Annotated in this window: 24 protein-coding genes; 18 read left to right on the forward strand and 6 right to left on the reverse strand. The window is 59.6% G+C overall.

All coding sequences use genetic code 11. From position 1 onward, the window contains the following. Nucleotides 1–249 precede the first annotated feature (249 nt). Together QDT79_RS04780 and QDT79_RS04785 are read left to right on the forward strand one after the other, a co-directional pair. Nucleotides 250–1,911: an S-type pyocin domain-containing protein gene (locus tag QDT79_RS04780; protein ID WP_308316241.1), complete on the forward strand. Its 1,662-nt coding sequence runs from the start codon at nt 250–252 to the stop codon at nt 1,909–1,911. Then, nucleotides 1,908–2,180 carry a colicin immunity domain-containing protein gene (locus tag QDT79_RS04785; RefSeq protein WP_072270057.1) on the forward strand — a complete coding sequence of 91 codons (273 nt, stop codon included), beginning with the start codon at nt 1,908–1,910 and terminating at the stop codon, nt 2,178–2,180. Before QDT79_RS04780 ends, QDT79_RS04785 begins: the two co-directional genes overlap by 4 nt. An 877-nt stretch (nt 2,181–3,057) precedes the next feature. Here the strand turns inward: QDT79_RS04785 and QDT79_RS04790 are convergent. Together QDT79_RS04790 and QDT79_RS04795 are read right to left on the reverse strand one after the other, a co-directional pair. Beyond that, complete coding sequence (locus QDT79_RS04790) at nt 3,058–3,396, reverse strand: colicin E1 family microcin immunity protein (RefSeq protein ID WP_308316242.1); 339 nt, start codon at nt 3,394–3,396, stop codon at nt 3,058–3,060. Nucleotides 3,397–3,595: 199 nt separating this feature from the next. Beyond that, nucleotides 3,596–4,498 carry a LysR family transcriptional regulator gene (locus tag QDT79_RS04795; protein ID WP_033649994.1) on the reverse strand — a complete coding sequence of 301 codons (903 nt, stop codon included), beginning with the start codon at nt 4,496–4,498 and terminating at the stop codon, nt 3,596–3,598. Between the two features lie 140 nt (nt 4,499–4,638). Between QDT79_RS04795 and QDT79_RS04800 the strand changes: the two genes are divergently transcribed. The 6 genes from QDT79_RS04800 to QDT79_RS04825 all read left to right on the forward strand — a co-directional run bounded on the left by QDT79_RS04800 (nt 4,639) and on the right by QDT79_RS04825 (nt 10,504). Continuing rightward, on the forward strand, nt 4,639–6,174 hold the full coding sequence (locus QDT79_RS04800; RefSeq protein ID WP_308316243.1) for an MFS transporter: 1,536 nt from the start codon (nt 4,639–4,641) through the stop codon (nt 6,172–6,174). A gap of 41 nt (nt 6,175–6,215) precedes the next feature. Continuing rightward, nucleotides 6,216–7,259, forward strand: coding sequence for an HlyD family secretion protein (locus QDT79_RS04805; protein ID WP_063989120.1), 1,044 nt, complete (start codon nt 6,216–6,218; stop codon nt 7,257–7,259). Continuing rightward, nucleotides 7,256–8,701 (forward strand): efflux transporter outer membrane subunit, encoded by a 1,446-nt coding sequence (locus QDT79_RS04810; protein WP_063989119.1) that lies wholly within the window; start codon nt 7,256–7,258, stop codon nt 8,699–8,701. The genes QDT79_RS04805 and QDT79_RS04810 overlap by 4 nt, the downstream gene beginning before the upstream one ends. Next, a complete protein-coding gene (locus QDT79_RS04815) occupies nt 8,682–9,455 on the forward strand; it encodes a siderophore-interacting protein (RefSeq protein ID WP_130018480.1) in 774 nt (257 codons plus the stop codon). The genes QDT79_RS04810 and QDT79_RS04815 overlap by 20 nt, the downstream gene beginning before the upstream one ends. Before the next feature lie 21 nt (nt 9,456–9,476). After that, nucleotides 9,477–9,920 (forward strand): universal stress protein, encoded by a 444-nt coding sequence (locus QDT79_RS04820; RefSeq protein ID WP_308316244.1) that lies wholly within the window; start codon nt 9,477–9,479, stop codon nt 9,918–9,920. Nucleotides 9,921–9,991: 71 nt separating this feature from the next. After that, a complete protein-coding gene (locus QDT79_RS04825) occupies nt 9,992–10,504 on the forward strand; it encodes an Mpo1 family 2-hydroxy fatty acid dioxygenase (protein ID WP_130018479.1) in 513 nt (170 codons plus the stop codon). A 64-nt stretch (nt 10,505–10,568) separates the two neighbouring features. On the opposite strand, the gene QDT79_RS04830 is transcribed toward QDT79_RS04825, so the two are convergent. Next, the gene (locus QDT79_RS04830; RefSeq protein WP_165384400.1) at nt 10,569–10,739 is read right to left on the reverse strand and encodes a hypothetical protein; all 171 of its coding nucleotides are present in this window, start codon (nt 10,737–10,739) and stop codon (nt 10,569–10,571) included. A 731-nt stretch (nt 10,740–11,470) separates the two neighbouring features. Here QDT79_RS04830 and QDT79_RS04835 point away from each other — a divergent pair. Beyond that, nucleotides 11,471–12,637: an MFS transporter gene (locus tag QDT79_RS04835; protein WP_063989117.1), complete on the forward strand. Its 1,167-nt coding sequence runs from the start codon at nt 11,471–11,473 to the stop codon at nt 12,635–12,637. 32 nt (nt 12,638–12,669) lie between these two features. Here the strand turns inward: QDT79_RS04835 and QDT79_RS04840 are convergent, their stop codons facing one another. Then, nucleotides 12,670–13,419 carry an NAD-dependent epimerase/dehydratase family protein gene (locus QDT79_RS04840; RefSeq protein WP_308316245.1) on the reverse strand — a complete coding sequence of 250 codons (750 nt, stop codon included), beginning with the start codon at nt 13,417–13,419 and terminating at the stop codon, nt 12,670–12,672. Between the two features lie 93 nt (nt 13,420–13,512). Beyond that, nucleotides 13,513–14,376, reverse strand: a complete 864-nt coding sequence (locus QDT79_RS04845) for a LysR family transcriptional regulator (RefSeq protein WP_308316246.1) — start codon at nt 14,374–14,376, stop codon at nt 13,513–13,515. A 114-nt stretch (nt 14,377–14,490) separates the two neighbouring features. On the opposite strand from QDT79_RS04845, the gene QDT79_RS04850 reads away from it, so the two are divergent. From QDT79_RS04850 to QDT79_RS04865, 4 genes are all read left to right on the forward strand, one after another. Beyond that, complete coding sequence (locus tag QDT79_RS04850) at nt 14,491–15,249, forward strand: SDR family NAD(P)-dependent oxidoreductase (protein ID WP_063989114.1); 759 nt, start codon at nt 14,491–14,493, stop codon at nt 15,247–15,249. Between the two features lie 260 nt (nt 15,250–15,509). After that, nucleotides 15,510–17,375: a PTS beta-glucoside transporter subunit IIABC gene (gene bglF / locus QDT79_RS04855; protein ID WP_107227506.1), complete on the forward strand. Its 1,866-nt coding sequence runs from the start codon at nt 15,510–15,512 to the stop codon at nt 17,373–17,375. Nucleotides 17,376–17,389: 14 nt separating this feature from the next. Beyond that, on the forward strand, nt 17,390–18,793 hold the full coding sequence (locus QDT79_RS04860; RefSeq protein ID WP_038875902.1) for a glycoside hydrolase family 1 protein: 1,404 nt from the start codon (nt 17,390–17,392) through the stop codon (nt 18,791–18,793). A 151-nt stretch (nt 18,794–18,944) separates the two neighbouring features. Beyond that, nucleotides 18,945–20,315, forward strand: a complete 1,371-nt coding sequence (locus tag QDT79_RS04865) for a carbohydrate porin (protein ID WP_369803993.1) — start codon at nt 18,945–18,947, stop codon at nt 20,313–20,315. Here QDT79_RS04865 and QDT79_RS04870 read toward each other — a convergent pair whose 3' ends face one another. Further along, nucleotides 20,316–20,915, reverse strand: coding sequence for an HD domain-containing protein (locus QDT79_RS04870; RefSeq protein WP_049274352.1), 600 nt, complete (start codon nt 20,913–20,915; stop codon nt 20,316–20,318). A gap of 97 nt (nt 20,916–21,012) precedes the next feature. Here QDT79_RS04870 and QDT79_RS04875 point away from each other — a divergent pair, with 97 nt between their 5' ends. The 5 genes from QDT79_RS04875 (at nt 21,013) to uhpB (ending at nt 26,238) form a co-directional block, all read left to right on the forward strand. Then, nucleotides 21,013–21,477, forward strand: a complete 465-nt coding sequence (locus QDT79_RS04875) for a MarR family winged helix-turn-helix transcriptional regulator (RefSeq protein WP_049202597.1) — start codon at nt 21,013–21,015, stop codon at nt 21,475–21,477. A gap of 160 nt (nt 21,478–21,637) precedes the next feature. Further along, nucleotides 21,638–22,063, forward strand: coding sequence for an organic hydroperoxide resistance protein (locus tag QDT79_RS04880; protein ID WP_004934114.1), 426 nt, complete (start codon nt 21,638–21,640; stop codon nt 22,061–22,063). A gap of 225 nt (nt 22,064–22,288) precedes the next feature. After that, nucleotides 22,289–23,983 carry a kdo(2)-lipid A phosphoethanolamine 7''-transferase gene (eptB, locus tag QDT79_RS04885; protein ID WP_063989111.1) on the forward strand — a complete coding sequence of 565 codons (1,695 nt, stop codon included), beginning with the start codon at nt 22,289–22,291 and terminating at the stop codon, nt 23,981–23,983. 123 nt (nt 23,984–24,106) lie between these two features. After that, on the forward strand, nt 24,107–24,697 hold the full coding sequence (gene uhpA / locus QDT79_RS04890) for a response regulator transcription factor UhpA (protein ID WP_038875895.1): 591 nt from the start codon (nt 24,107–24,109) through the stop codon (nt 24,695–24,697). Further along, nucleotides 24,694–26,238, forward strand: coding sequence for a signal transduction histidine-protein kinase/phosphatase UhpB (gene uhpB, locus QDT79_RS04895; RefSeq protein WP_063989110.1), 1,545 nt, complete (start codon nt 24,694–24,696; stop codon nt 26,236–26,238). The genes uhpA and uhpB overlap by 4 nt, the downstream gene beginning before the upstream one ends. The last annotated feature ends 36 nt before the right edge of the window (nt 26,239–26,274 follow it).

Here is a 26,274-nt window from a genome sequence, read left to right on the forward strand (position 1 = left end):
TCCCTTCAGAATATCCTCCGGGAGTATGACGGGTTGCAGAAGCTGGAGTGGGAACGGGCGTGCAGCCGGGATTAACCCACATTTGTCAGTGTGACAGCTGTCGCAGGCGGCTGCTTTTTGTGTCACGCTTGGCACAGACGAGAATGATTATCATTTAATTGACGGGCTTGAGAGGAGGGTTTAGCATCAAACACTATATATAAACACAGTGTTTGTGTGCAAAATGACAGATATCAAAAAGGAGATTTTATGGAGCATAAATGGGAAGTTAAATACGATCCGTATAATTATAATAACGGGGTGGCACCTGAACCCGGATTATATTGGCAAAACGGATCTTGGAATTGGGAAAATGGAGAGGAGACCCTGACGGTCACTGCAATTCCGATCCCTGGGTTGGATGAAAAAGTCAAAGAATGTCTGGCCAATAATATTTGTTTTATCTGCGGAAAGAAAAATTGCCCATATATAAAAAACGACAAGCATTATCGTGAATTGCTGGATGCCTGTCGTCGAGGCGATGGTGCGAACGCAAAAAGAATATACACGCAGCGGTTTGCGCCACTTCTCCATGTATTCAGCGGACAACGTAACGAAGGGTTACAACGGGAACTGGACGCGCAGGCAAGAGCGAAAGCCGAAGCGGAAGCCCGAAAGGCCGAGGAAGCCCGAAAGGCCGAGGAAGCCCGTAAGGCCGAGGAAGCCCGCAAGGCCGAGGAAGCCCGTAAGACCGAGGAAGCCCGCAAGGCCGAGGAAGCCCGTAAGACCGAGGAAGCCCGTAAGGCTTTGTTCGACAAAGCCGGGGTGAAACCCGCTCCCGTGTATACACCGGCGATGGTAGCAGAAGCGAATAAGGCGCTCAAAGCGCCGGGTGCTATGGTGCTGAATCAGACGCCGGGGACGGCGCAGATAGCGTTGGCCGGAGCTGGAGTGTGGACAGCTGCCGGTGATGTGGCAGGCAGTATTACCAACTGGTTCAGTAATGCGCTGTCCAAACTATCCGTTCCGGCGGTCAGTCCGGGGCTTCTTAAGGCATCGATGGCGACTCTTTGGTTCCATTCAAAAGCTGCTGGTCAGGGTAGTGATCAAGTTCCAGGGCGCGACGTTCCTGCGCTGTTTGCGTTTCCGGCGCGGGCTCTGGCGGATGCGAAGGCGATAGAGGCTGGGATGAAAACCGTGAATATGCCGGCGCGTGGGAGTCTGGTGAAGAGCAATGGGCAACTGGCGCTGCAGCTGCTGAAAACCGGTAACGGCGGTATTCCGGCGGCGGTGCAGGTGCTGACGGGGGTGCGTGATCCGAAAACAGGTCTGGACCGTATTACCGTTCCGGCAATTGCCGGTGCAGGCGTCCCTGCGCGGACCATCCTGATTAACCCGGCTCAGCCGCCCTCAGCGCCGTCAAATACCGGCTCACCACCGCCTCCGGTCCCGGTGACCCCCGTCCATACTGGCACGGAAGTGAAACCGATGGACACCATCACGGTGACCACGACGCCGGTCGCAGACCACAACGGACTACAGGATTTTATCTACTGGCGTCCGGATGCGGCCGGGACAGGTGTAGAGCCGGTGTATGTGGTGCTGAGTGATCCGCTTGATTCTGGACGATTTACACGTAAACAATTGGATAGAAAATACCTCAAACATGCTAGTGATTTTGGGGTTAGTGACACGAAGAAAAATCGTGAAACGTTGACTAAGTTCAGGGATGCTATTGAGGCGCATTTGGCGGATAAAGGAACTGTGGAGAAAGGGACTTACCTTCATGAAAAAGGATCAAAAGTATTCTTTAATCCAAAAACAAATAACGTCGTTATTGTGAAGAAAAATGGTGATTTTATATCTGGGTGGCATTTAACTGTGGGAACACCGCAATATGAGGTTTACATTAAAACGGGGAGTTTGAAATGAGTATTAAATTAATTGATTTGACGAAAGATTTAGTGTCATCCAAGGTTTCACCTGAAGATTTTGAATCTCGCTTTTTTAAGTTATGGCGAGATGAGGGTAATTCAGGGGTACTGGCAAAGGATAGCAAGGAGATTAGTGGGTGTTTATACGAAATTTTTGATTTGGCTGAGCGGTACACATCAGATCCTGATCGTTCATCAATTGAAATTGATGAAAAAACGCTGAAAAAAGAAGCTGAAGTAACATTGAGAAAATTTAAATTCATCTGAGAATTCTTTGAATATGTTCTTTGCGCCATCCGAACGGGTGGCGTTTTTTATGCATGCAATTCGATGGGGGGACACGGGGCCTGACGCTCAGTGGAACGAAAACCCACGTTAAGATATTTTCTGCCTTTGACGCCGCTTTTAACGGCCTCAGATATCCTTGGGGTTTGAGGGGCAACCGTACGAAAACGTACGGCAGGCTAAAAATGAACGTCTGAAAAATCGATTGGCAGACAACGCTGTCCGTTAAATGCCAATTTTCGATTAAAAAGACACCATTTTAAGGGCATTTTTCTATGCCAATTATGTTTATATATCATACAGTTAATTCAATAACGTACAATCTCGTTCCATTGGCCCTCAAACCCCTGAATAAACTCGCCGACATGACAATAGATAGCATTAAATGTGCATATTAAAAAATTGTTACATTGACATTGTTGGTTTTTCTTCATAAGCCTCAAGCGCCTTTGAAACCGAAGAAGTTGTCGTCATAAGGTGAGGAATACAGACAAGAGAGAGGGCTGAAACCCAACAGGGGATTTATCACGCCTTCAATTAGCTAAAATCGAACGGTCAAAATATGAGCTTAACGTACAATAATTTTCGATATCCAAACTGACCCTTAAACCCCACAAGCAAAATCATTTGGGGGCATAATAGGGGGCATGGTTCAAAATCGAACGGGATAAAACTGAGTAAATTCAATAGAACTGGCTATCAAATGCGACTCCTGTGATGCTCCCAATCTCCTCTGTGATTGTCGTCTCCGGTAGAGTGAGTTTGCTTCTTTCGCTTTGTGATAGCGCCGCTTGTGTGGGTAGAAGAAACGTTCATGAAGAAGGACGACGAGGCAGTAAACCGTTGACGTAAAAACCGCTTACGCGGCCTTTTTATTTCTGAGGAATAGGGCAAGCAGATACAGGGTGCCCAGCGGCAGGGCCATGACATAACAGAATGCATAATACAGGATCAGCACGCCATTTTTGCCTATGGTATCGGCGAACAGTCCGCGGTGCCAAAATTCTTCACTCGTGAACTGCAGGGCGGCCGTTTCAATGGCTTTTTTGGCGAAGGGATACAGCAACAGACTCAGGATGGCGGCGACCAGAGAGAGCGGGACATTCACGCTGGGCTGGAAGAGATGGATATAATAGAGCGCGATAAAAAAGTACGTCACGCCCCACACCTGACTTTTCCAATAATACGCTTTGGTCATTTGTGCCTCCCTGGACATGAGTTCCTTTCTGTTTCGTGCTTGGCGAAATGGAATACCGATGCCATTGCCCGCGTCGCGCGGTTTACCCAAGACGTCTGAGTATGCGCAGGGCTTCGGCAAAATGCCATATTACCGGCTTATCTGGCAGGCGTATTTGGGTTCTGCCGCGAGCGTCTCTTCTCCCCAACCCCTAACCCCCTCACTCCCTTTGCAAAAAGAACTGCTTGATGGTCTGCCGCAGCCAGCGGTGCGCCGGGTCGCGATCCAGGCGCGGGTGCCAGGCCTGCACGATAAACACCGATTCCAGCTCGAGCGGCAGCTCGATCTCCGCCAACGGCAGATGAATGTTGCTCACCCCCTGCAGCACGTGGCGCGGCAGCGGCAGGATAAAGTCCGATTTCATGGTCAACATCATCGCCGAATGAAAGCCCGGCAGGGTCAGGGCGACGTTGCGCTGCAGGCCGAGATCGCGCAGCGCGTCGTCGATCGGCCCCTGCGTGCGCCCACGGCGCGAGACGCTGATATGCGGGTAATGGGTCAGGGTTTCGGGCGTTACCCGGCCGATGATCGGGTGCCCAGGGCGCACCAGCGCCTGAAAGGTGCTGGTGAACAGGCTCTGCGTCTTAATTTCCGGGTGCCAGTCGCGCGAGGAACCGATCACCAGATCCACCTTGCCGCTGCGCAGCGCATCATCCTCGCCGTCGCTTTCGGCGATAAACTTCAGGCCGCTTAGCGGCGCCATGTCCCGCAGCGTTTCCAGCAAGCCGCCCGCTAGCGCGCCGATAAAAATGTCGTTGGCGCGAATGGTGAAGGTTCGGGTCAGCTTGCCGGGCTCGAAGGACTCATTCGGCGCGATCAGCGCGGCGGCCTGCTCGATGATGTCGCCGAGCTGGCGTTTCAACTCCAGCGCGCGCGGCGTCGGCACCAGATGCTTGCCGGCTCTGACCATGATCGGGTCGTCGAACTGCCGGCGGATGCGTCCCAGAATGCGGCTCATTGCCGGCGCGCTCAGGTTCATTTTTTCGGCGGCGCCGCTCACGCTCCCTTCTTCCAGCAGCAGATTCAGCGCATAGATCAGATTGAAATCAATTTTTTGCGGCATGGCCTCTCCGGTGGTGGTGCGCTCAATGGATTGCGTTTTGTGCAACTAGTTAATTACATCATTTCATTTTAAACAATCGAAATAAGCCCGGATACTGCCCACGACAACAAAGATTGAGGCTGAAACAGCAGGAGTGGGGAATGGTTGAGGTGTCTGTTACGCCGCACCACAAAAATCGATGGCTCGCCAGCGCCGGCGAAATCAACGGCCGCACCTGGCTGGGGTTGTTCGGCGTGTTTTTGGCGGTGATGGCCAGCGGCGTGGGGGAAAACGCCAGCAAGTTCGCGCTGGCGGATATACAGGGCGGCATGCTGCTGAGCTTCGATGCCGGCAGTTGGCTGACCACCTGTTACGTCACCGGCTTTGTGATCGGTTCCGGGTTCACGCCCTGTTTTTGGCCGACCTTTTCGCTGCGCCGGGTGGCGTTGACGATGTGCGGTATTTACCTGGCCGGTGGGCTGCTGACGCCCTGGTTGGGAGAACAGTATGGCGTGCTGCTGGCGGTGCGCAGTCTGCAGGGCTTCGCCGGCGGCGCGTTGCCGCCGATGCTGATGACGGTGGTGCTGCGTTTTATGCCGCCGCTGATCAAGGTGCTGGGGTTGGGCGCCTACGGCTGGGTCTCTGCCTGGAGCGCCACGTTGGGCGCCACCGCCGCCGCCTTCGCCTTTCACTGGGGCTGGAGCGGGTACTTCTACTGGAACCTGCCGCTGATGGCGATCGCCGCCGTGTGCATCGGCTACGGTCTGCCGCAGGATCCGCTGCGGCTGGAGCGCCTGCGGCAGTTCAACTGGCGCGGCCTGCTGCTTGGCGGCGTGGCGCTCGGCATGCTGACAGTGGGCATTTCTCAGGGGGAGCGCCTCGACTGGCTGAACTCGCCGCTGATCTACGTTTTATTATTGGGCGGCGGCGGATTATTGGCGTTATTTCTGATTAATGAATGGTATCACCCGCTGCCTTTTTTCAATTTGCAGCTATTAAGCAAAAGGAATTTGTCCTTCTCCTTAATTACGCTGGGTGGCGTACTGTTAATTATGGTGTCACTGGTTAATATCACGTCGGGATATTTATCCGCGATTCAGGGTTACCGTCAGGAACAAACCTCCGACTTAATGCTGTGGGTGGCGTTGCCGCAATTAATTACGCTGCCGATTGTCGCCATGATATGCAATACGCCGCGGGTGGATTGCCGCTGGGTACTGGCGATCAGCCTGCTGTTGATGGCCACCGCCTGCGTGCTGGCCGCCCAGCTGACGCCGGAATGGAACGGCGACACATTTCGCGTCATCGCGCTGTTGCAGGCGATCGCTCAACCGATGGCGATCATCCCCCTGCTGATGCAGGCGACCGGTGGGCTGTTGCCGACCGACGGGCCGTTTGCGGCGGCCTGGTTCAACGCGGTGAAGGGTTTCGCCGCCACCGCGGCCGGCGGCGCCATCGCGCTGCTCAGCCGGCAGCGCGGGGACTATCACGCCGGCACGATCGCCGACGGTTTTGGCTCGGCCTACAGCCGCGCATCGGGGTCGGCGGAGCAGTTGGCGCAGCTTGCCGCTCGGCAGGGCCACGTGCTGGCCAGCGCCGATCTTTATCTGTTGGTTGCCGGCCTGGCGTTATTACTGACCGCGCTGATTTTAGTTATGCCGACCCGTATTTATCCGCCGCGTTCGGTCGCTGCCTGACATTTTATCATCAGAAATAAATATTAAGTGGAGTCACTTTTATGGCTAACAAGAAAGTCGCCGTCGCCGTATTGGCGGTTACCGTCATTACGCTGGGGTTATTAATGAATAAATTCCTTATTAAAGAGACACAGCAGAATACCAACGACGCCTATATTCGTGCCGATATCTCGCGTATTTCTCCGCAGATTGCCGGTGAAATTGCGCAGGTGTTGGTCAGGGACAACCAGTGGGTCAAACAGGGGGAGTTGCTGGCGGTGATCGACCCGCGTGAATTCAACGTCGCGCTGGCGCAGGCAACGGCGCAGGAGCAATCCGCCCGCGCCCGGCAGGACGACGCCAGGGCCAACCTCACCCGGCAGAGCGCGCTGATCGCTGCCGCGTTGGCGGAGCGGCAGGCGGCGCAGGCGGAGCTGGCGTTTGCGCGCCAGGAGCAGAACCGCTATCAGAGAATGGCCAGCAGCGGCGCGGGTTCACAGCAGGCGGCGCAGCAGGCGACAACGCGGGTGCACACGCTTTCCGCCAATGTAGCGCAGGCGGAGGCGACGCTCAAAGCGGCGCGAAACATGGAGCAGGTGCTGCAAGCCAAGCTGGCGGACAGCGATGCCGAGCTGATGCTGGCGCAGGCGAAGAAAGCGATGGCTGAACTGAACCTGTCTTATACCCGCATCATCGCGCCGATCGGCGGCGTGGTCGGCAAGAAAAGCCTGCGGGTCGGGGAGTTCGTCAAACCGGGCGATGCGCTGCTGGCCATCGTGCCGCAGGACAAGCTGTACATCATCGCCAACTACCAGGAAACCCAGTTGGAAAACATTGCGCACGGGCAGTCGGTGGACATCCATATCGATACCTTTCCCGGACAAACGCTGAAAGGGCAGGTGGACAGCATTGCGCCTGCTTCCGGCGTCAGCTTCGCGGCCGTGGCGCCGGAGAACGCCACCGGCAACTTCACCAAGATCGTTCAACGCATCCCGGTGAAGATTGTGTTTGATATCAACAAAGAGCACGCCGCCTTGTTGAGCGCCCTGCGCGTCGGCATGTCCGCGGACGTCAGCATCAATACGCTGGACGGAGGCGTGCAATGAACAGGGCCGTGATCCCGCTGCTGTTGATGGCGCTGAGCGGCTGCCGGGCGGTAGGGCCGGACTACGCTCGGCCGCAGAACGCGTTGCCCGAGAGCTGGGGTGAGCAGGCCGGCGGCGGGGTGCTGCCGGTGGCTTGGTGGTCGATATTCAACGATGCGTCGCTGTCGCAACTGGTGCAGCGCGCGGCGGCCGGCAACCTGGATCTGCAGCTCGCCACGGCGCGCATGCAGCAAAGCCGCGCACTGCTGGGCGCGACAGAGGCGGCGCTGATGCCGGATCTGAGCCTGGACGGCGCCTATCAGCGCCAGCGTGCCACCTCGGTGGGCAGCATGGATCCGTCCGGCAACGGCGGAGAGGCGGATTATCATCTCTGGCGCGGCGGATTCAGCGCCACCTGGGAGCTGGACATGTGGGGCAAGCTGCGCCGCGCATCGGAAAGCGCGCGCGCCGGCTTCGCCGCTTCGCAGGAGAATCGGCGCGCGCTGCTGACGTCGGTGACGGCGGAGGTGGCGAGCGACTATCTGCGCCTGCGCGCCACGCAGCAGCAGCTGGCGGTGGCGCAGGAAAACCGCGCCACCGCGCTGCGTACGCTGCAACTGACGCAAAGCCGTTATCAAAGCGGTGCGGGCAACGAACTGGATATCGATCAGGCGCAGGTGCAATTGGCGCAGGTGGATGCCCTGCTGCCGGCGCTGTTCGGTAGGCAGGAACGCTTGATCAACGCCATCGGCCTGCTGCTGGGCGAGCGGCCGGGCGCGCTGAAAGCGATGTTGTCGCCAACGGGGCCGCTGCCGACGCTGGCGCACGCCGTGCCGATGGGCGTGCCGTCGGATCTGGCGCTGCGCAGGCCGGATATTCGCGAAGCGGCGGAGCGTTTGCATCAGGCGACCGCCGAGATTGGCGTCGCCACCGCCGACTACTATCCGCGCATCACGCTGACCGGCAACGCGGGCTATCAGGCGCTGGCGCTGGCGGATATGGGCAGTTGGTCCACGCATACCTTCGCCATCGGCCCCGCCCTGTATCTGCCGCTGTTCGACGGGGGGAAAATCACCCAGCGGGTGCGCCTGAGCGAATACCGGCAGCAGGAAATGGCCATCGCCTACCAGCAAACGGTGCTGCGCGCCTGGCATGAGATCGACGACGCGCTTTCCGGTTACCGCGCCCAGCAGCGCCGCCAGACGCACCTGGCCGAGGCGCTGGCCGCCAACCGACACGCGTTTGCGCTGGCGCGCGACAGCTATCTGAACGGCGCCAGCGATTTTATCCACGTTCTGAGCACGCAGCGCGCGCTGCTGGATCTGCAGTCCGCGCAAATTGTTGCTCAGGAGGAGACGGCGATCGCCGTGGTGAATATCTATCGAGCGCTGGGCGGCGGCTGGGAACACACCTACCCGTCTGCGGCGCCACAGGAGAAGGCTGATGCACAACACGCTGAATAAGATGGTCGACGAGATGCTGGAAAGGGATACCCGCCGCAAACGCGAGGCCAGGGTGAGCGCCGTGCGGCAAGTCACCGCCCGGATCCGCCGCATCACGTTGAGCGGCGACGATGTGGATAAGTTTATCGCCGATCCGCGCGCGCAGGAGCCGGCCTGCTGGGTCAAGGTGTTCTTCCCGTGGCGCGACACGCTGGCCGGGCGGGCTTATACCCTGAGCGGCATCGACAAACTCGCCCGCACCTTCGATATCGATATGGTGCTGCACGGTGAAGGCCCGGCGTCGAACTGGGCGCGCGACGCGATGCCGGGCGACAAGCTGGGGTTCGCCGGCCCTTGCTCCGGCGGCTTCCGGTTGTTGCCGCAAACTCGCTGGCTGCTGTTGCTGGGCGATGAGACCGCGCTGCCCGCTATGCGCACCATTCTCGCCTCGCTGTCTGCCCCGCTGCCGGTGCTGTGGTTCGCCGAAGTGGGCGATGCGCAGGAGATTCAGGATGTCGATTGCTCCTTTTTGCAGATGAACAGCTGGCAAATACGCACCCGGCATTTCGACAGCGTGATGAACAGCCCGCTGGTGCAGGCCGTCAGCCACTGCGAGCTGCCGGCCGGCGAAGGGCAGGTGTGGCTGGCCTGCGAACACCAGGTCGCCGCCTATCTGAAGGCGCGTTTTATCAACGAAATGGGCATCTCCCGCGCCGCCTTGTTTGCCAAAGGTTATTGGAAAAAGGGCGAAGCCAATTTCAAGGGCGCGATTTAACTCGGGCGAATGAGGATGGTTATGATTGAGAGAGTGTTATTGGCGGTGGACTGCTTTGAACACAGCGGCAACGCGCTGGATTTGATGGCGCGCCTGCAAGGCAGCATCGGCGGCGTGATCGTACTGACGGTGGTAGACAATGCCTTCACGCTTAGCCGCAGCGGCCTGCGTTTCGACAGCGACGAGCGTGAAGAATATCCCGCCGCCCAGCGCGAAGAGGCGCTGGCGGAAAAGCAGGTCGGGCAGGTGACGCGGGCGTTGAAACAGATGGGCTTCAACGCCCAGGGCCTGCTGGCTGCGGGGGCGCCCATCGAGGTGATCCCGGAACAGATGGCGTTGTTCAACTGCGATTTGCTGATCATCTCGCACCGCCACCTGTCTTCGTTGGGGCGCTGGCTGAACGCCTCCGTCACGCGCGGCCTGCTGGATGAGATTGGCCAACCGGTCTTGGTGATCCCGCGCTAAGCTATGGGTAAGGGCAGCCGCATGCGGCGGCGCGCGTTCGGCGACGAAGGCCGTACATACCGGAGGTCAACATGCGAAATCTGGAAGATCAACTTGCCGCTTATGCCGCCTATCACCGCGATGCGCGCAATATCGCCACGCATTTTATCGGCATCCCGTTGATCGTCATCAGCCTGCTGGCGCTGCTCTCCCGGCCGGCGTGGGGCGCGGGAGGGCTGCCGTTTTCGCCGGCCTGCGCGGTGGTTATTGTCGCGGCCCTCTATTACCTGCGGCTGAACCTGCGCCTTGGCATCATGATGCTGGCGTTGCTGCTGCTGTGCCTCGTGTTCGGCGCCTGGGTGGCGTCGCTGTCGACGGTGGCGTGGCTGAGCGTCGGTATCGGCGGCTTTGTCATCGGCTGGCTGTTTCAGTTTGTCGGGCATTTCTGGGAGGGGCGAAAACCGGCGTTTATGGACGACGTGACGGGCCTCATCATCGGCCCGCTGTTCGTGCTGGCGGAAGCCTGCTTCCTGGCCGGCGGGCTGCGCGAACTGCAGCGGAATATCGAAATGCGCTCGGGCAAAGTGCGCAATGAAAAGCGCTAAATGATGCGGTGCCGATAGTCAGATAAAGAGCCTCTTTCAAAGAAAGAGGCTGGATGGGCTCAGATTAGGCGTGTTGGATCAATTTCCAGGTGACGCCTTTGCCGCCATAGGGAGGCATGATATTGCCTTTAGCGATTGGCGCTGTGGTTGAGGGTTTGCCAACCACTTCCCACACACCGCTTTCCGGGCATTTCTGCCCTGTCGTGGCTGTAGTGCCAATAGGTGATTTAGACATACGATCTTTCCTTAATCAAAGCGGCGCCACCATAGCGCCGCACATAAAGATATTTACATGTTCGCTTATATATTCAACCCATTGGCGTGAATATAGAGGATAGGTGTTTTTTCCATTCTCTATTTGGATGTTTTGACTTTTTTATTTGTATTTTTGACTTTTAAATGTCAACTTATTTATAAACTTAATTCATTCTTGATAATTATTTTTAAATCTAATTGCTTTGATAATTTTCGATTAAATATCTTTTTATTTCATTATGTTGGTTTTATTTTCTGTGCTCTGGCATTAATGGTGTCTATTTTTTCTTTATAATTCATATCCGAAATATATAAAAATTAATTTGGTTGACTAATTTCATTACGCACTTCTTAGTCATGTAGTGAGAGCTGACGTTTTCCACGCTATCGCCGATAGCGCATAGTCAGTAAGTAATATCATAGGTTTTTCATTGGATTTACCCGAATATGGGATGCGGGGGATAAATAACCCAAGTGCGGAGTGACTTCCCTGGCGCTTACCATTTAGACATACGATCACCATCCTCCGCACGCATCGCCGCGATCGCGGTAAAGCAACCCTGGTACCCTACGCCGATCTTGCCACGTACTTTTAACAAATTTGCAAAAGTCTTTTAGCCTCCCGCCTGCTTATCTTTGGTGTGATCAATGTCATACTTTCGGCATCTTAACTGTTCCCGCGCTTCGGCAGCGGTAAACCGGAGTTGTTGCATGAAAGTGAATTATCCCTTGTTAGCGCTGGCGGTAGGGGCGTTCGGCATCGGCACTACCGAATTCTCACCCATGGGCTTGCTGCCGACTATCGCCAAAGGGGTGGACGTCTCCATTCCGATGGCCGGCATGTTGATCAGCGCCTATGCCGTCGGCGTGATGGTCGGCGCGCCCCTGATGACGCTGCTGTTGTCGCACCGGGCGCGCAGAAGCGCGCTGATTTTCCTGATGGCGATCTTTACCCTGGGCAACGTGCTGTCGGCCATCGCGCCGGATTACACCACCCTGATGCTGTCGCGCATCATCACCAGCCTGAATCACGGCGCCTTCTTTGGCCTCGGATCGGTGGTGGCCGCCAGCGTGGTGCCGAAAGAGAAACAGGCCAGCGCCGTGGCGACCATGTTTATGGGGCTGACCATCGCCAATATCGGCGGGGTGCCCGCCGCGACCTGGCTGGGTGAAACCATCGGCTGGCGCATGTCGTTCCTGGCGACGGCAGGGCTGGGCGTGATCGCCATGCTGGGGCTGTGGTTCTCGTTGCCGAAAGGCAGCGCCGGCGCGCGCCCTGACGTGAAACGCGAGCTGTCGGTGCTGGTGCGGCCGCAGGTGCTGACCGCGCTGCTGACCACCGTGCTGGGGGCGGGCGCGATGTTCACGCTCTATACCTATATCTCGCCGGTATTGCAGCACATCACCGAGGCGACGCCGCTGTTCGTGACGACCATGCTGGTGCTGATCGGCGTCGGTTTCTCGATCGGCAACTACCTGGGCGGCAAGTTCGCCGACCGTTCCGAGAGCGCGACGCTGAAGGGCTTCCTGCTGTTGTTGGTGGCCATCATGCTGGTGATCCCGCTGCTGGCGCGCAGTGACATCGGCGCTGCGGTGAGCATGGTGATTTGGGGCGCGGCGACCTTCGCCGTGGTGCCGCCGCTGCAGATGCGCGTGATGCGCGTGGCCAGCGAAGCGCCGGGCCTGTCGTCTTCGGTCAACATCGGCGCTTTCAACCTGGGCAATGCGCTGGGCGCCGCCGCCGGTGGCGCGGTGGTCTCCGCCGGTTTGGGCTACAGCTTCGTGCCGGTGATGGGGGCGATTATCGCCGGGTTGGCGCTGCTGTTGGTGTTGTTCACCAGCCGCACCGCCGCAAAAGTCGCTTACGCCAACGGCTAAATACGCAGATGCGGCGGGCCTGCTCGCCGCACCTACGCAAAGCCGAGCAGGCTGAACGCATCGTCCTGCGGGGCGTAACCCAGCAGGCGGCGGGTTTCTTCCAGCGATAAACGCGTGTAGCGGTTGTTGGAAACCCCGTGCACCACCGCATATTGCACCCCTTCGATGCGAATGCAGCGCTCCAGCAGATCGGCGGCGTCGCGATGGCTGAGAAACGCGCTCATGTCGCGGGCACTGAGCCGATCGTCCGGGCTGAGGGTGGTGAAGTTGGCGATACGCACCGACAGGGCGGAAAGCCCTTCCTGATGGGCGAAGTAGGCGGCAATGCCTTCGCCGAAGGCTTTGCTGGCGCCGTACAGATTCTTCGGCTTCGGCGCGTCGTCCGGGCGGATTTGGTAATCGAGCGGATAGCCTTCCACCGCCTGTGCGCTGCTGGCGAACACCACCCGGCGGCAACCGGCGTCTTTCGCCGCGCGGAAGATATTGAAGGTGCCGAGAATGTTGTTGTCCATCAACGAGCCGCAGAAGTCGGCGTCGGGGGAGGGATCGGCCGCCAGGTGCAACACGGTGTCGATATTGGCGCAGGCCGCGCGGCAGGCGTCGAGATCGGCGATGTTGAAGCTGATGACTTCGTCGCCGGGCTGCAGATCGCGCAGCAGGCTGATATCCCGTTCCGCCAATCGTAGCGGGTAGCGATCGCCCATTGCCTGACGAAACGCCGTGGCTACCCGGCCGCCGGCGCCAGTGATCAGAATCCGTCCTACATCAGTACGCAACACCATGGTGACTGCCATCCCTACTTTCGATTAAGCGTTGACCAGTAATAATCCCCCGCGTGACTTTTGTCCAGTATTTATATTAGTCATGCTGATGCTTTATGCCGGCAATGGGCACGTTTTGCCGAGCGTTTCGACCAGGAAATTCATCACCGCGCGCACGGCGGCGGTGCGCGCCAAATCGGGATACGTCACCAGCCAAAGCTCGCGCGTTGGCGCGGCGCTTGCCGTGGGCAACGGGACCAGATCCGGATCGCCATCGGCGACAAACGTCGGTAAAACGGCGGCGCCTAACCCCGATCGTGCCGCTTGCTGCAGTGAAAACAGATCGCTGGCCTGAAAGACCACGGGTCGCCCCTGTAACAGCTGTTGCAGCCATTGCTGATGCGGCTGCTGTTGGTAGTGATGGTCATAGGCGAGAAAGCGGCGCGCCGCATCGGGCAGTGCGGCGTGCTCTGGCGCGGCGTACAGCGCGTAGCGCATCATGCCGATGCGTTGCGTCAGCAGCTCCGGTTGCTGCGGGCGCACCATGCGCACGGCGATGTCCGCTTCGCCGCGATCCAGCTCGGCGAGCGCGGACTCACCCGCCAGCGTCACGACGATTTGTGGGAAAGCCTGATTAAATTCGGTGATGCGCGGCGCGAGAATATGCGCGGCGATCGACGGCGGCGCACTGATGCGCACGTCGGCCTGGGGCATTGTGCCAGCGCTGCGCGCATGGCGGGCGATAGCCTGACTTTGCGCCTCGATCTCCGCCGCCAGCCCGGCAATCGCCTGCCCGTCCTGGGTCAACGGTGTGCTGCGCGGCAGCCGTACGATCAAACGCAGGCCGAGCGCCTGTTCCAGCGCCGCTACGCGTCGCCCGACGGTGGCGTGATCGCAACCCAACTCCCGCGATGCCGCCGACAACGAACCGGTGCGCGCCAGCGCCACGAAGTATTTTAAATCCTGCCAGTCAAACATCGGTGAATTCCTGCACATTGATGATGCGATTTTCGGGAATATTCACACGAATAACGGCGTGATTCAATGTGTGAACGTTTCCTTTTAAATTGAATTATTCAATTAGGGTTTCTTATGAATTTGCAATTGCAGCAACGCACGGCATTGGTCACGGGCGCCAGCGAAGGGATCGGTGCCGGCATGGTCAGGGTATTGGCCGCTCAAGGGGTCAAGGTAGTGGCCACCGCACGACGCGGTGACCGGCTGCAGGTCTTGGCGGATGAGGTGGAACGGCAAGGGGCGGCGCGTCCGCTGGTGATCGTTGCCGATGTGACCGAGCCTGAGGCTCTCGCCCGTTTGGCGGCGCAGGCGCTGCGCCAGGTGGGGACCGTCGATATTCTGATCAACGCGGTCGGCGCGTTTCACCCCACGACGCTGAACGACAGCGATCGCAGCTGGGATGACGCCTTTGCTTTGAACTTCACGCCGGCTCGGCGGTTAACTCAGGCGCTGTTGCCGGCCATGCAGGCGCAAGGCTGGGGCCGGATTATCAACATCAGCGGCTCGATGGAGCCGCGCAACCTGAGCGCCGCCAGCGCCGCCAAGGGCGCATTGCATCTGTGGGCCAAAGGATTGGCCGGTGATGTGGCTGCGCAGGGGATTACCGTCAATACGTTACAGCCGGGGCGCATCAACAGTGAACAGATCCGCGAGCGCTTATACGCTTGTGATGAAGCGCGCCAGGCGTTCATTGCGCAACATATCCCGATTGGCTACTTCGGCGAACCGGAAGACATGGCCTATCTGGCGGCGTTTCTTTGTTCCCCGCTCGCGCGATATATCACCGGTGCGGTGATCCCGGTAGATGGTGGCATGCATTATTTCGCGCATTGAGGCCATTTTGTATAAGCGATCACAGTTCGGCAATTTGCCGGCGCAAAGCCTTGCCCCGGCAAAATCCGCGGTGTTAACGTCATAACTCAACCGATTTAGGGTTGTTACTGCTACGGCAGGCAAAACCTAAACCTCGCGTTTCTGTTCCCCGATGGGGCAGAGGCCGCGAGGTTTAGGTTTTTTTTTGCGCCGAATTCCGCCTCAGCGCCAGGCCAGCGCGGGGAGGGGAGCGGCAGAACGCGAAGTCTAAGGATAACCGTATGAAATATGACACATTAGCCAGTGAGATTTTGGCCGGCGTCGGTGGCCGCGACAATGTGAAAAGCCTGGTGCACTGTGCCACCCGCCTGCGTTTCAAGCTGCGTGACGACAGCCGCGCCAACGCGGCAGCGCTGAAGAAAAACCCCGGTGTCATCATGGTGGTGGAGAGCGGCGGCCAGTTCCAGGTGGTGGTGGGCAACCACGTGGCGGAGGTGTTCGACGCGGTCAATCGGGTCGGCGGGTTGGCCGAAGGTGCGTCGAACGGCAGCGATGCGGACGGTAAAAAAGACAACCTGCTCAGCCGCTTTATCGATCTGGTGTCCGGCATTTTTACTCCGCTGCTCGGGGTGATGGCCGCTTCGGGGATCCTGAAAGGTTTCCTGGCGCTGAGCCTGGCCTGCGGCTGGCTGCTGGAGAGCGGCGGCACCTTCAAAATGCTGTTCGCCGCCAGCGACTCGCTGTTCTACTTCTTCCCGATCATGCTCGGCTACACCGCCGGGAAAAAATTCGGCGGCAACCCCTTCGTCACCATGGCGATCGGCGGCGCGTTGACGCACCCGCTGATGATGGCGGCGTTCGAAGCGGCGCAGCAGCCGGGGGCGGTGCGCGAATACTTCTTCGGCATTCCGCTGACCTTCATCAACTACAGCTCGTCGGTGATCCCGATCATTTTCGCGGCCTGGGTATCCTGCCGCCTGGAGCCGCTGTTTAACCGGGTGATCCACAGCGCGCTGCGCAATTTCATCACGCCGCTGCTGTGCCTGGCGATCACCGTGCCGTTGACCTTCCTGCTGATCGGCCCGGCGGCGACCTGGCTCAGCCACCTGCTGGCCAACGGCTATCAGAGCATTTACGCCTTCAACCCGATCATCGCCGGCGCCTTTATGGGGGCGATGTGGCAGGTGTGCGTGATCTTCGGCCTGCATTGGGGGTTGGTGCCGTTGATGATCAATAACCTGAGCGTGCTGGGGCGCGACACCATGGTGCCGCTGCTGTTGCCGGCGGTGATGGGGCAGGTCGGCGCCACGCTGGGCGTGATGCTGCGCACCCGCGACGCCAAGCTGCGGGCGCTGTCCGCTTCGGCCATCGGCGCCGGGATCTTCGGCATCACCGAACCGGCGGTGTACGGCGTCACGCTGCCGAACAAACGCCCGTTCATCTTCGGCTGCATCGGCGGCGCGCTGGGCGGTGCGGTGATCGGCTACTTCCATACCTCGGTCTACTCGTTCGGCCTGGTGAGCGTATTCACCTTCGCGCAGATTATCCCCGGCGGCGGCATCGACGCCACGGTATGGGGCGCGATCGGCGGCACCCTACTGTCGTTCGTGTTTGCCGCGCTGGCCAGCTACCTGTTCGGCGTTGCGCCGGCGGAAGACGCGGCGCAGCCTGAAGCCGCCGCGCCGCTTAACCGCAAACAGGCCATTCTCAGCCCGATCGCCGGCGACATTGTGCCGCTGGATCAGGTGAACGACGCGACCTTCGCCAGCGGCCTGCTGGGGAAAGGGGTGGCGATCGCGCCGCAGCAGGGGCGCGTGGTGGCGCCGGTCAGCGGCAGCGTGGCGTCGCTGTTCAAAACCAAACACGCCATCGGCATCGAATCAGACGACGGCGCGGAGATTCTTATCCACGTCGGCATCGATACCGTGAAGCTGGACGGGGCGCATTTCACCGCCCACGTGCGGGAAGGTGAGCGGATCGCTCCAGGAGATCTGCTGATTGAGTTCGACCAGGCGGCGATCCATGCCGCCGGCTATGACACCACCACGCCGATCATCATCAGCAACAGCGATGACTACGTGGACGTGTTGACCAGCGGCCTGTCTCCGGTGCAGGAACAGGCGCCGCTGCTGACTTTATTACGCTAATTGAGGAGCAAGCGATGAACGGCAAGTTTCCGCAACATTTTCTGTGGGGCGGCGCGGTAGCGGCGAACCAGGTAGAAGGCGCGTATCAGGCCGACGGCAAGGGGCTGTCGACCTCCGATCTGCAGCCGCAGGGCATCTTCGGCGCCATTACGCCGCGCACGGCGGGCGACAGCGGCATCAAGGACGTGGCGATCGATTTCTATCACCGCTATCCGGAGGACATCGCGCTGTTCGCCGAAATGGGCTTCAAGTGCCTGCGCACCTCGATCGCCTGGACGCGCATTTTCCCGCAGGGCGACGAAGAGACGCCGAACGAAGCCGGGCTGGCGTTTTACGATCGGCTGTTCGACGAGATGGCGAAGTACGGCATTCAGCCGCTGATCACGCTGTCGCACTATGAAATGCCTTACGGCCTGGTGAAGCACTACGGCGGCTGGGGCGATCGCCGCACCATCGATTTCTTCGAGCGTTATGCGCGCACCGTGTTCGAACGCTACAAGCACAAGGTCAAACACTGGCTGACCTTCAACGAGATCAACATGTCGCTGCACGCGCCCTTCACCGGCGTCGGCCTGCCGCAGGAGAGCGACAAGAGCGCCATCTATCAGGCGATCCACCATCAGCTGGTGGCCAGCGCCAGAGCGGTGAAGGCCTGCCACGAGATCGTGCCGGAGGGCAAAATCGGCAACATGCTGCTGGGCGGCATTCTGTATCCGCTGAGCTGCAAGCCGGAAGATCTGCTGGAAACCCAGCGGCAAAACCGCGACTGGCTGTTCTTCGGCGACGTGCAGGCGCGCGGCTATTACCCGGCCTATATGCAGCGCTTCTTCCGTGAAAACGGCATTCAGGTGGCGATCACCGAGGAAGATCGGCAAACGCTGCGCGAAACCATCGATTTCATCTCGTTCAGCTATTACATGAGCGGCTGCGTCACCGCCGATCCGGCGCAGTACGAGACGGCGCGCGGCAACATTCTCGATATGGTGCCGAACCCGCATCTGGCCAGCTCGGAGTGGGGGTGGCAAATCGATCCGATCGGGCTGCGCTACCTGCTCAACGTGCTGTACGACCGCTATCAGAAGCCGCTGTTCATCGTCGAGAACGGGCTGGGCGCCAAAGACCGCGTCGAAGCCGACGGCAGCATCCACGACGACTACCGCATCAACTACCTCAATGACCATCTGGTGCAGGTGGCGGAAGCGATCGACGACGGCGTCGAGGTGATGGGCTACACCAGCTGGGGGCCGATCGATCTGGTCAGCGCCTCGAAGGCGGAAATGTCGAAGCGCTACGGCTTCATTCACGTCGACAGGGACGATGCCGGCAACGGCAGCCTCGAGCGCCGCCGCAAGAAGAGTTTCTATTGGTATCGCGATGTGATCCACAGCAACGGCGCCAGCCTGAAAGACCGGCGCTAGCCTCTAAGCCCGGCGGCAAGCGCCGGGCGTTAACCTAACGTTATTCGCTGCTGTTCATGATGGGAAATTCTCTCCCAGGGAATGCTGTTGCCCGCAGTCAGCCGTTATGCGGAGAAATATAATAATGATGAAAAGCTTATTACCTCGTTCCATGACCCTGGCGGCGCTGGCGCTGCTCTGTAGCCAGGCGCAGGCGGAAACGCTGCAAACCGGCAAGGACGTCGAAGCCCCCACCGCCAAATGGGAAGGGGTGGCGCTCGGCTTTGAGCCGCCACAGCCCGGGCTGTTGGGGGATATGCTGGGGATCAGGCCGATCCTGGAGGATCACGGCTTCCACTATAACCTCGGCTACCTCAGCCAGCTGTCGTATAACGCCGGCGGCGGTTACAACCACGACAAACAGGCGTCGTACATCGACCAGTTCTCGCTGACCTTCAGCCAGGATTTGCAGGCGCTGACCGGCATTCCGGACGCGGCGATCGAAGGCAATATCGTCAACCGCAACCATGATAACAACCTGACCCGCGATCGCTTGCAGGATCCGCGCGTCGGCCTGACCGATCTGTCGCAGGAGAGCTTTGGCGGGCAGTCGATTACCCGACTGGGCTGGTTGACCTTCAGCCGTTCCTTCCTCGATCGCCGGCTGCAGTGGCGCATCGGCATGATGAACAAGGTGCAGGATTTCGATCAGATCATTCCCTGCGATTTTCAGACGCTGACGCTGTGCGGCGGCAAGTCCGCCAACTCGTTGACCTGGTACAACTGGAACGTGCATTACTGGGGCACCACGCTGCAATACAAGCTGACCGACGGCCTGACCCTCAAGGGCGGCGTGATGGAGCAGAACCCGAGCGCCCCCAGCCGCAGCCACGCCTGGAGCTGGTCCACCAAGGGCAGCAAAGGCTTCCTGTTGCCGATGGAGCTGGAGCTGAAAACCCACGCCGTCAACCAGCTGCCGGGGGTGTATAACCTGGGCGTGCTGTTCACCAACGCGCGCCAGAGCGATCTCTATGAAGGGGTGTCCGGCGGGCCGGGCGCCAGCGATCCGCAGGGCTATCGCAGCCACGATCGCACCTGGTTCCTGTATACCGGTTTCAACCAGCAGGTGACGCGCCATGCGGATGACGTCAACCGCGGTCTGAGCGTGTTTTACAGCCTGGGGCTGGGAGATCAGCGCAGCAACTACCTGCACTGGTCTACCTCGACCGGCATTCGCTATCGCGGGCTGTTCGATGCGCGGCCGGACGACTGGTTGGGGCTCGGCGTGTCGGTGGTGAAACTGAGCGACCGCTATAAAGACAATCAGCGTTATCTCAACCAGATGAGCGGCATCAGCGATTATCACGATCCGAACTACCGGCCGGTACCGGGCCACTCGGTGACGGCGGAGCTGTATTACCGGGTTAACGTCACGCCGTGGCTGCAGCTGCAGCCGGGCCTGCAGTACTGGCATCACCCGGCGGGCGTCAGCGAGACGCAGGACGCTTGGGTGACGGCGTTGAAAACGGTGGTGACCTTCTGATCAGGCCGCGTCGCTCTCGCGGTAGCGCCGGCGTGCGTGCTCGAACCAGCTGGCGGGCACGTTGTGCGGCGGCTGCTGCAACCTGAGCAGCCCCTGTTCAACGATATGGCTGGCCTGGCGCCACAGCGTCGGGTCACCTTCGGTCAGCACCTCCAGCAGGCGCTGTTTCTCGATCAGGTAGGTCTGGGCGAAGTGGCTGTCGTAGTCCAGCAGCGAGCGGGTGTTGTCGATAAGATCCGCCAGCTTGATGGTTTTGGCCTGCGGCGATGCGCCGGCGCTGTGGCGCCGATCGCGGTTTTTGCGCTCGAAGCGGTTGCCGTCCTCGGCGTGGCTGACGTTGGTTAGCATCCGCACCAGCTCTGCCACCTTCGGCCCGAAATGGCTGTCGATATCGCCGAGGGTGGTGGGCGTGTCTTCTACCGTATCATGCAGCCAGGCGGCGGCCAGCATCTCTTCGGTGTGCGGTACGCTGCGCACCAGCTCCATCACCGCCTGCGGGTGGACGATGTACGGATCGTCGGTGTATTTGCGGCGCTGATCGATGGCCGCATGCGCCTTGGTGGCGTAGCGGCGCGCGCGTTCTGCAAGCGTGTTCGTCATTTCCTTTCCCTCCGAGCATCCTCTGCATGAAAAAAATGTAGCATACCTCACAAGAAATAGCTTGCGATTACATCGTGCACTATCTATATTCACACACATGAAAAGCACCGAGACCGAACAACCCAAGGCGAAGAACCTGCTGCAGCTCGATCAGCAGCTCTGTTTCGCGCTGTACTCCGCCAACCTGGCGCTGCACAAAGTTTATCGCAAGCTGTTGAGCCAGCTCGAACTCACCTACCCGCAATACCTGGTGATGATGGTGCTGTGGGAGCGCGATCGGGTGACGGTATCGGATATCGGCGAGCGGCTGTTCCTCGATTCCGCCACGCTGACGCCGCTGCTGAAGCGGCTGGAAACCGCCGGTTTGCTGGTGCGTTATCGCGCCACCACCGACGAGCGGCAGGTGATCATCGCCCTGACCGAAGCCGGCCGCGCGCTGCGCGAGCGGGCGCAATCGGTGCCCGAGGCGGTGATGTGCGCCACCGACTGCAGCCTGGACGAGATCGTCTCGCTCAAACAGCAACTGGAAAAGCTGCGCGGCAGCCTGATCGATCAGATTTGACCCGCCGCCGCCGGACGCAAGAACGGCGCGGGTGGTCTACACTGGTTAATAAGTGCCTAAAATAAGTAGTGCGCGATTTAATCGCAAAAGATAAATATGTGACCGGCTTTACCTCGTGGAAGCCGTAGTCATCTCGCCAACCAGCAAGAAGGAATGAACGATGTCTATTGAGAAAGTGGTTTACCGCGCTCACGCCACCGCAACCGGCGGCCGCGACGGCCGTGCGACCTCCTCCGACGGCGTGTTGGACGTGAAACTGGGCGTGCCGAAAGAGATGGGCGGCGCCGGCGGCGAAGTCACCAACCCCGAGCAGCTGTTCGCCGCCGGTTACTCGGCCTGTTTCCTCGGCGCGCTGAAGTTTGTCGCGGCGAAAGAAAAGGTCAAAATCCCGGCCGAAGCCAAGATCGACGGTACCGTCGGCATCGGTGAAATCCCGAACGGTTTCGGCATCGAAGTGCAGCTGGATATCTCGCTGCCGGGCATCGAGCGCAGCGTGGCGGAAGATTTAGTGAAAAAGGCGCACGTGGTGTGCCCATACTCCAACGCCACCCGTGGAAATATCGATGTGACTCTGAACGTTAAGTAAGATTTTTGCCGAAATCTGGAAAAAATGGAGGGTTTATCCCTCCATTTTCTTGCGTGCCCTGCCTGAAAATCGCTCAAAAAAACGGTAAATTTTGTCCGTTTTGTGAGAATTCTCTTGATTATTACCCGCAAAATAACGCTTATTGCCGGTTGGCTGAACCAGAAGCCGCAATCAGTGTCTGACTGAGTCAGAACCGCTACACCGTCCCCGGAGCCACCGCGTTACATGAACAAAGTTAAATCGCTATCACAGCAGAATTTATCGTTATTGTTAGCGATCTATATCGGCATATTTCTAAACCTGTCCGTTTTCTATCGCCGTTTTGATTCGCTGGCGCACGGCATTCAGGGCATTAAGCTTATTTCGGCGGTGACGGAAGTCATCGCTATCGTCCTGTTTACGTTCTTCATCATGCGGCTGGTATCGCTCGGCGGCCGGCTGTTTTATCGCATCGTCGCCTCGCTGCTGGTGTTGATTTCTGTTGCCGCCAGCTACTACATGACGTTTTTCAACGTGGTGATCGGTTACGGTATCGTGGTGTCGGTGATGACCACCGACATCGATCTGTCGAAAGAGGTGGTTGGTCTGCATTTCGTGCTGTGGATGGTGGCGCTCAGCGCCTTGCCGCTGCTGCTGATCTGGAAAAACGGCCTGCGTTACACCCTGATCGAACAGCTGAAAACCCCTGGTCATCGCATCAAGCCGCTGCTGGTCTTGCTGGCGGTGGTGGCACTGGTCTGGCTGCCGCTGCGCATGCTGGACGACGAGCAAAGCGTGCAAGAGAAGCTCTCCAACGTCGATCTGCCGAGCTACGGCGGCGTGGTGGCGCACTCGTATCTGCCGTCCAACTGGCTGTCGGCGCTAGGGCTGTTTGCCTACACCCGTTATGACGAAAGTCAGGACCAGAGCACGATGTTCGATCCGGGCAAACACTTCACTTACGTACCGCCGGCGGATATCGACGATACCTACGTGGTGTTCATCATCGGCGAGACCACGCGCTGGGATCATATGGGCATGCTGGGCTATGAGCGCGATACTACGCCGCGGCTGTCTAAAGAGAAGAATCTGGTGGCGTTTCGCGGCGAGTCGTGCGACACCGCCACCAAGCTGTCGCTGCGCTGTATGTTCGTGCGCGAAGGCGGCACCGAAGATAATCCGCAGCGCACGTTGAAAGAGCAGAACGTGTTCGCGGTGCTGAAGGATCTGGGCTTCTCTTCCGAGCTGTTCGCCATGCAGAGCGAGGTGTGGTTCTACAACAACACCGAGGTGAACAACTATTCGTTCCGCGAGATGATCGCGTCCGAGAAGCGCAACGACGGCAAGGCGGTCGACGATATGCTGTTGGTGGATGAAATGAAGGAGTCGCTGGCGCGCTATCCGAAGGGCAAGCACCTGGTGATCCTGCATACCAAAGGCTCGCACTACCTGTACTCGCAGCGTTATCCGCGCAGCTATGCGCGCTATCAGCCGGAGTGTATGGGGGTGGATGATTCCTGCACCAAGGCGCAGCTGATCAATGCGTTCGACAATACGGTGCTGTATACCGACAGCTTTATCAGTAATGTGATCGACCAGGTGCGCGACAAGAAGGCGATCGTGTTCTATGCCGCCGATCACGGCGAATCGATCGGCGAGAACACGCACCTGCATGGTACGCCGCGCGAAATGGCGCCGCCGGAGCAGTTCCGCGTGCCGATGATCGTATGGGCGTCGGACAAGTTCCTCGAGAACCCGCAGCACCTCAGCGCCTTTGAGCAACTGCAGGCGCAGCAACGCATCGGCAAAACGCATCGCCACGTCGAGCTGTTTGACACTATCCTCGGCTGTCTCGGCTACACGTCTCCCGATGGTGGCATCGTGGATAAAAACAACTGGTGCCATCTGCCGCAGGATAAAACGGCGCCTGCCCGCCTGTAACCTCTCCCGCCGGGTGCCTGCCTTGCGCACCCGGTAATTTCACCCAATACATTCTCTTCATCAATTATTCCGGTGTGTGCATACGGTATACTTGCGCACTTCCCCTTCTAACCGGAGATTTCCATGACCCTGCGCGTGGCGTTTATCGACGATCATGACATTGTGCGTTCGGGCTTTGTGCAGCTGCTGTCGCTGGAGGCCGATATTCAGGTGGTGGGCGAGTTCAGCAGCGCGGCGCAGGCGCGCGCCGGCCTGCCGGGGCTGGAGGCGGAAATCTGCATCTGCGACATTTCGATGCCGGACGGCAGCGGGCTGGATCTGCTGGCGGACATTCCCTCCGGCATCCGCGTGGTGATGCTGTCGATGCACGATAACCCGGCGCTGGTGGAAATGGCGCTGGATCGCGGCGCCAGCGGCTTCCTCTCCAAGCGCTGCAAGCCGGAAGATCTGATCACCGCGGTGCGCACCGTCGCGGGCGGCGGCGTCTACCTGATGCCGGAAATCGCGCAGCAGCTGGCGCGGGTGAGGGTCGATCCGTTGACCCGCCGCGAGCGCGAGATCGCGCTATTGCTGGCGCAGGGCCAGGAGGTGCGCGAGATCGCCGCCGCCTTGGGGCTGTCGCCGAAGACGGTGCATGTGCACCGTGCCAATCTGTTCGCCAAGCTGGGCATCAACAACAACGTCGAGCTGGCCAGACGGATGCTGAACCTGTGACGCAGCGCCTGATCACCCAGCTGGCGCTGTTTTTCATCTACGCCGCCAGCGCGTTTTGCCTGTGGGGCATCGGCACCGCGCTGATCGACCCGCCCTGGCAGGCGCTGCTGCTGTTCCCGTTCGGCCTGCGCATGGGCATTTTGCTGCAGAGCCCGTACCGTTTTTGGCCGGGGATCCTGCTGGCCGATCTGCTGCTGATGGCGTTGCTGGCGGATCAGTTCGGTTACGGCCCGGCGCTGTGGGCGTCGGTGGCGGTGCTGGTGTTGACGGTGCTGCTCAGCCTGCTGGCCTCGCCGTGGCTGTTGCGCCATCAACAGAGCGACAGCGAATGGCGTTGGCCGCTGTTGCAGGGCGCGGTGGTCGCCGCCGCCGCCTTGCTGCAGGCGTTGGTATGGCAGCTGGTGAGCGGCGAAGGCGCCCGCGCGCTGCTGCTCGGCCTGACCGGCGGTTTCACCATCGCGCCGACCTGCCTGCTGTTGTGGCACTATCTGGCGCGCCAAATCTGGGTGCCGCTGGAACCGGGGCTGATCCACAAGCCGGTGGAGCTGCGTTTGGGCCACCTGGCCAGCTATCTGCTGCTGTTTGCGTTCAGCATCTGGCTGCAGCAACAGGTGAACGCCGCCGAGCTGCGGCGTTTCGCGCCGTTCTGCCTGGCCATTCCTATCGTGTTCATGTCTTACCGCTATGGCTGGCAGGGCGCGCTGTTGGCGACGCTGCTCAACGGCGTGGCGCTGATGGTCAACGAGCCGCCGCAGCCGGAGTCGCACCGCGATCTGCTGTTGTCGCTGTTGGCCCAAAGCCTGACCGGGCTGCTGCTGGGCGCCGGCATTCAGCGCCAGCGCGAACTGAATCAACAGCTGCGGCTGCGGCTGGCGGAGAATCGGCAGCTGGCGCGGGCGCTGGTGACGGCGGAGGAGCAAACCCGGCGCGAGGTGGCGCGCGAGCTGCACGATGAAGTGGGGCAGACCATCACCGTGATCCGCACCCAGGCCAGCATCGTCAAGCGCCTGGCGCCGGAACCGGCGGTGATCGGCTGCGCCGACACCATCGATGCGTTGGCGCTGCGGGTCTACGACGGGGTGCACGACGTGCTCACCCAGCTGTGGCCGGCGGCGCTGAATAACCTGCCGCTGTCGGCGGCGGTGGCGGCGATGCTGCGGGAGTCGCTGCCGCAGGACGCATCGCTGGTGAGCAGCCTGCAATGGCAGGTGCCGGACGAGCTGCTGGATGAAACGTTGAAAATCACGCTGTACCGGGTGTGCCAGGAGGGGGTGACCAATGTGTGCCGCCACGCCGGCGCCAGCCGCCTGGAGCTGGACGCGCGCCTGCAGCCGCGCAAAGGCGCCGCGCCGCTGATCGCCCTGACCATCCGCGACAACGGCGTGGGCTTCGAGGCGGAAAACCATCAGCCGGGGTACGGCCTGCGCGGCATGCAGGAGCGCATCAGCGCCCTCGGCGGCAGCCTGCGGTTCACCGCTGAACGGGGCGCCTGTTTGAGTGTGATCTTGCCCACAGTTTCACCGGCGCAAGCGCAAAACTAGGAAAAACTCCTAACCGCGTCGGGAATCCGGCGTAAG

This window comes from Serratia marcescens (assembly GCF_029846115.1).
Taxonomy (GTDB): Bacteria; Pseudomonadota; Gammaproteobacteria; order Enterobacterales; family Enterobacteriaceae; genus Serratia; species Serratia marcescens_L.

Excerpts from the sequence above, each read along its gene's own strand:
- QDT79_RS04795 (WP_033649994.1), bottom strand. The coding sequence starts at position 4,498 with ATGCCGCAAAAAATTGATTTCAATCTGATCTATGCGCTGAATCTGCTG.
- QDT79_RS04800 (WP_308316243.1), top strand. The coding sequence starts at position 4,639 with ATGGTTGAGGTGTCTGTTACGCCGCACCACAAAAATCGATGGCTCGCC.
- QDT79_RS04840 (WP_308316245.1), bottom strand. The coding sequence starts at position 13,419 with ATGGTGTTGCGTACTGATGTAGGACGGATTCTGATCACTGGCGCCGGC.
- QDT79_RS04865 (WP_369803993.1), top strand. The coding sequence starts at position 18,945 with ATGACCCTGGCGGCGCTGGCGCTGCTCTGTAGCCAGGCGCAGGCGGAA.
- QDT79_RS04875 (WP_049202597.1), top strand. The coding sequence starts at position 21,013 with ATGAAAAGCACCGAGACCGAACAACCCAAGGCGAAGAACCTGCTGCAG.
- QDT79_RS04820 (WP_308316244.1), top strand. The coding sequence starts at position 9,477 with ATGATTGAGAGAGTGTTATTGGCGGTGGACTGCTTTGAACACAGCGGC.
- QDT79_RS04805 (WP_063989120.1), top strand. The coding sequence starts at position 6,216 with ATGGCTAACAAGAAAGTCGCCGTCGCCGTATTGGCGGTTACCGTCATT.
- QDT79_RS04790 (WP_308316242.1), bottom strand. The coding sequence starts at position 3,396 with ATGACCAAAGCGTATTATTGGAAAAGTCAGGTGTGGGGCGTGACGTAC.
- QDT79_RS04780 (WP_308316241.1), top strand. The coding sequence starts at position 250 with ATGGAGCATAAATGGGAAGTTAAATACGATCCGTATAATTATAATAAC.
- QDT79_RS04810 (WP_063989119.1), top strand. The coding sequence starts at position 7,256 with ATGAACAGGGCCGTGATCCCGCTGCTGTTGATGGCGCTGAGCGGCTGC.
- QDT79_RS04860 (WP_038875902.1), top strand. The coding sequence starts at position 17,390 with ATGAACGGCAAGTTTCCGCAACATTTTCTGTGGGGCGGCGCGGTAGCG.
- eptB (WP_063989111.1), top strand. The coding sequence starts at position 22,289 with ATGAACAAAGTTAAATCGCTATCACAGCAGAATTTATCGTTATTGTTA.
- QDT79_RS04815 (WP_130018480.1), top strand. The coding sequence starts at position 8,682 with ATGCACAACACGCTGAATAAGATGGTCGACGAGATGCTGGAAAGGGAT.
- QDT79_RS04870 (WP_049274352.1), bottom strand. The coding sequence starts at position 20,915 with ATGACGAACACGCTTGCAGAACGCGCGCGCCGCTACGCCACCAAGGCG.
- QDT79_RS04835 (WP_063989117.1), top strand. The coding sequence starts at position 11,471 with ATGAAAGTGAATTATCCCTTGTTAGCGCTGGCGGTAGGGGCGTTCGGC.
- QDT79_RS04850 (WP_063989114.1), top strand. The coding sequence starts at position 14,491 with ATGAATTTGCAATTGCAGCAACGCACGGCATTGGTCACGGGCGCCAGC.
- QDT79_RS04880 (WP_004934114.1), top strand. The coding sequence starts at position 21,638 with ATGTCTATTGAGAAAGTGGTTTACCGCGCTCACGCCACCGCAACCGGC.
- QDT79_RS04830 (WP_165384400.1), bottom strand. The coding sequence starts at position 10,739 with ATGTCTAAATCACCTATTGGCACTACAGCCACGACAGGGCAGAAATGC.
- QDT79_RS04825 (WP_130018479.1), top strand. The coding sequence starts at position 9,992 with ATGCGAAATCTGGAAGATCAACTTGCCGCTTATGCCGCCTATCACCGC.
- QDT79_RS04845 (WP_308316246.1), bottom strand. The coding sequence starts at position 14,376 with ATGTTTGACTGGCAGGATTTAAAATACTTCGTGGCGCTGGCGCGCACC.
- QDT79_RS04785 (WP_072270057.1), top strand. The coding sequence starts at position 1,908 with ATGAGTATTAAATTAATTGATTTGACGAAAGATTTAGTGTCATCCAAG.
- uhpA (WP_038875895.1), top strand. The coding sequence starts at position 24,107 with ATGACCCTGCGCGTGGCGTTTATCGACGATCATGACATTGTGCGTTCG.
- bglF (WP_107227506.1), top strand. The coding sequence starts at position 15,510 with ATGAAATATGACACATTAGCCAGTGAGATTTTGGCCGGCGTCGGTGGC.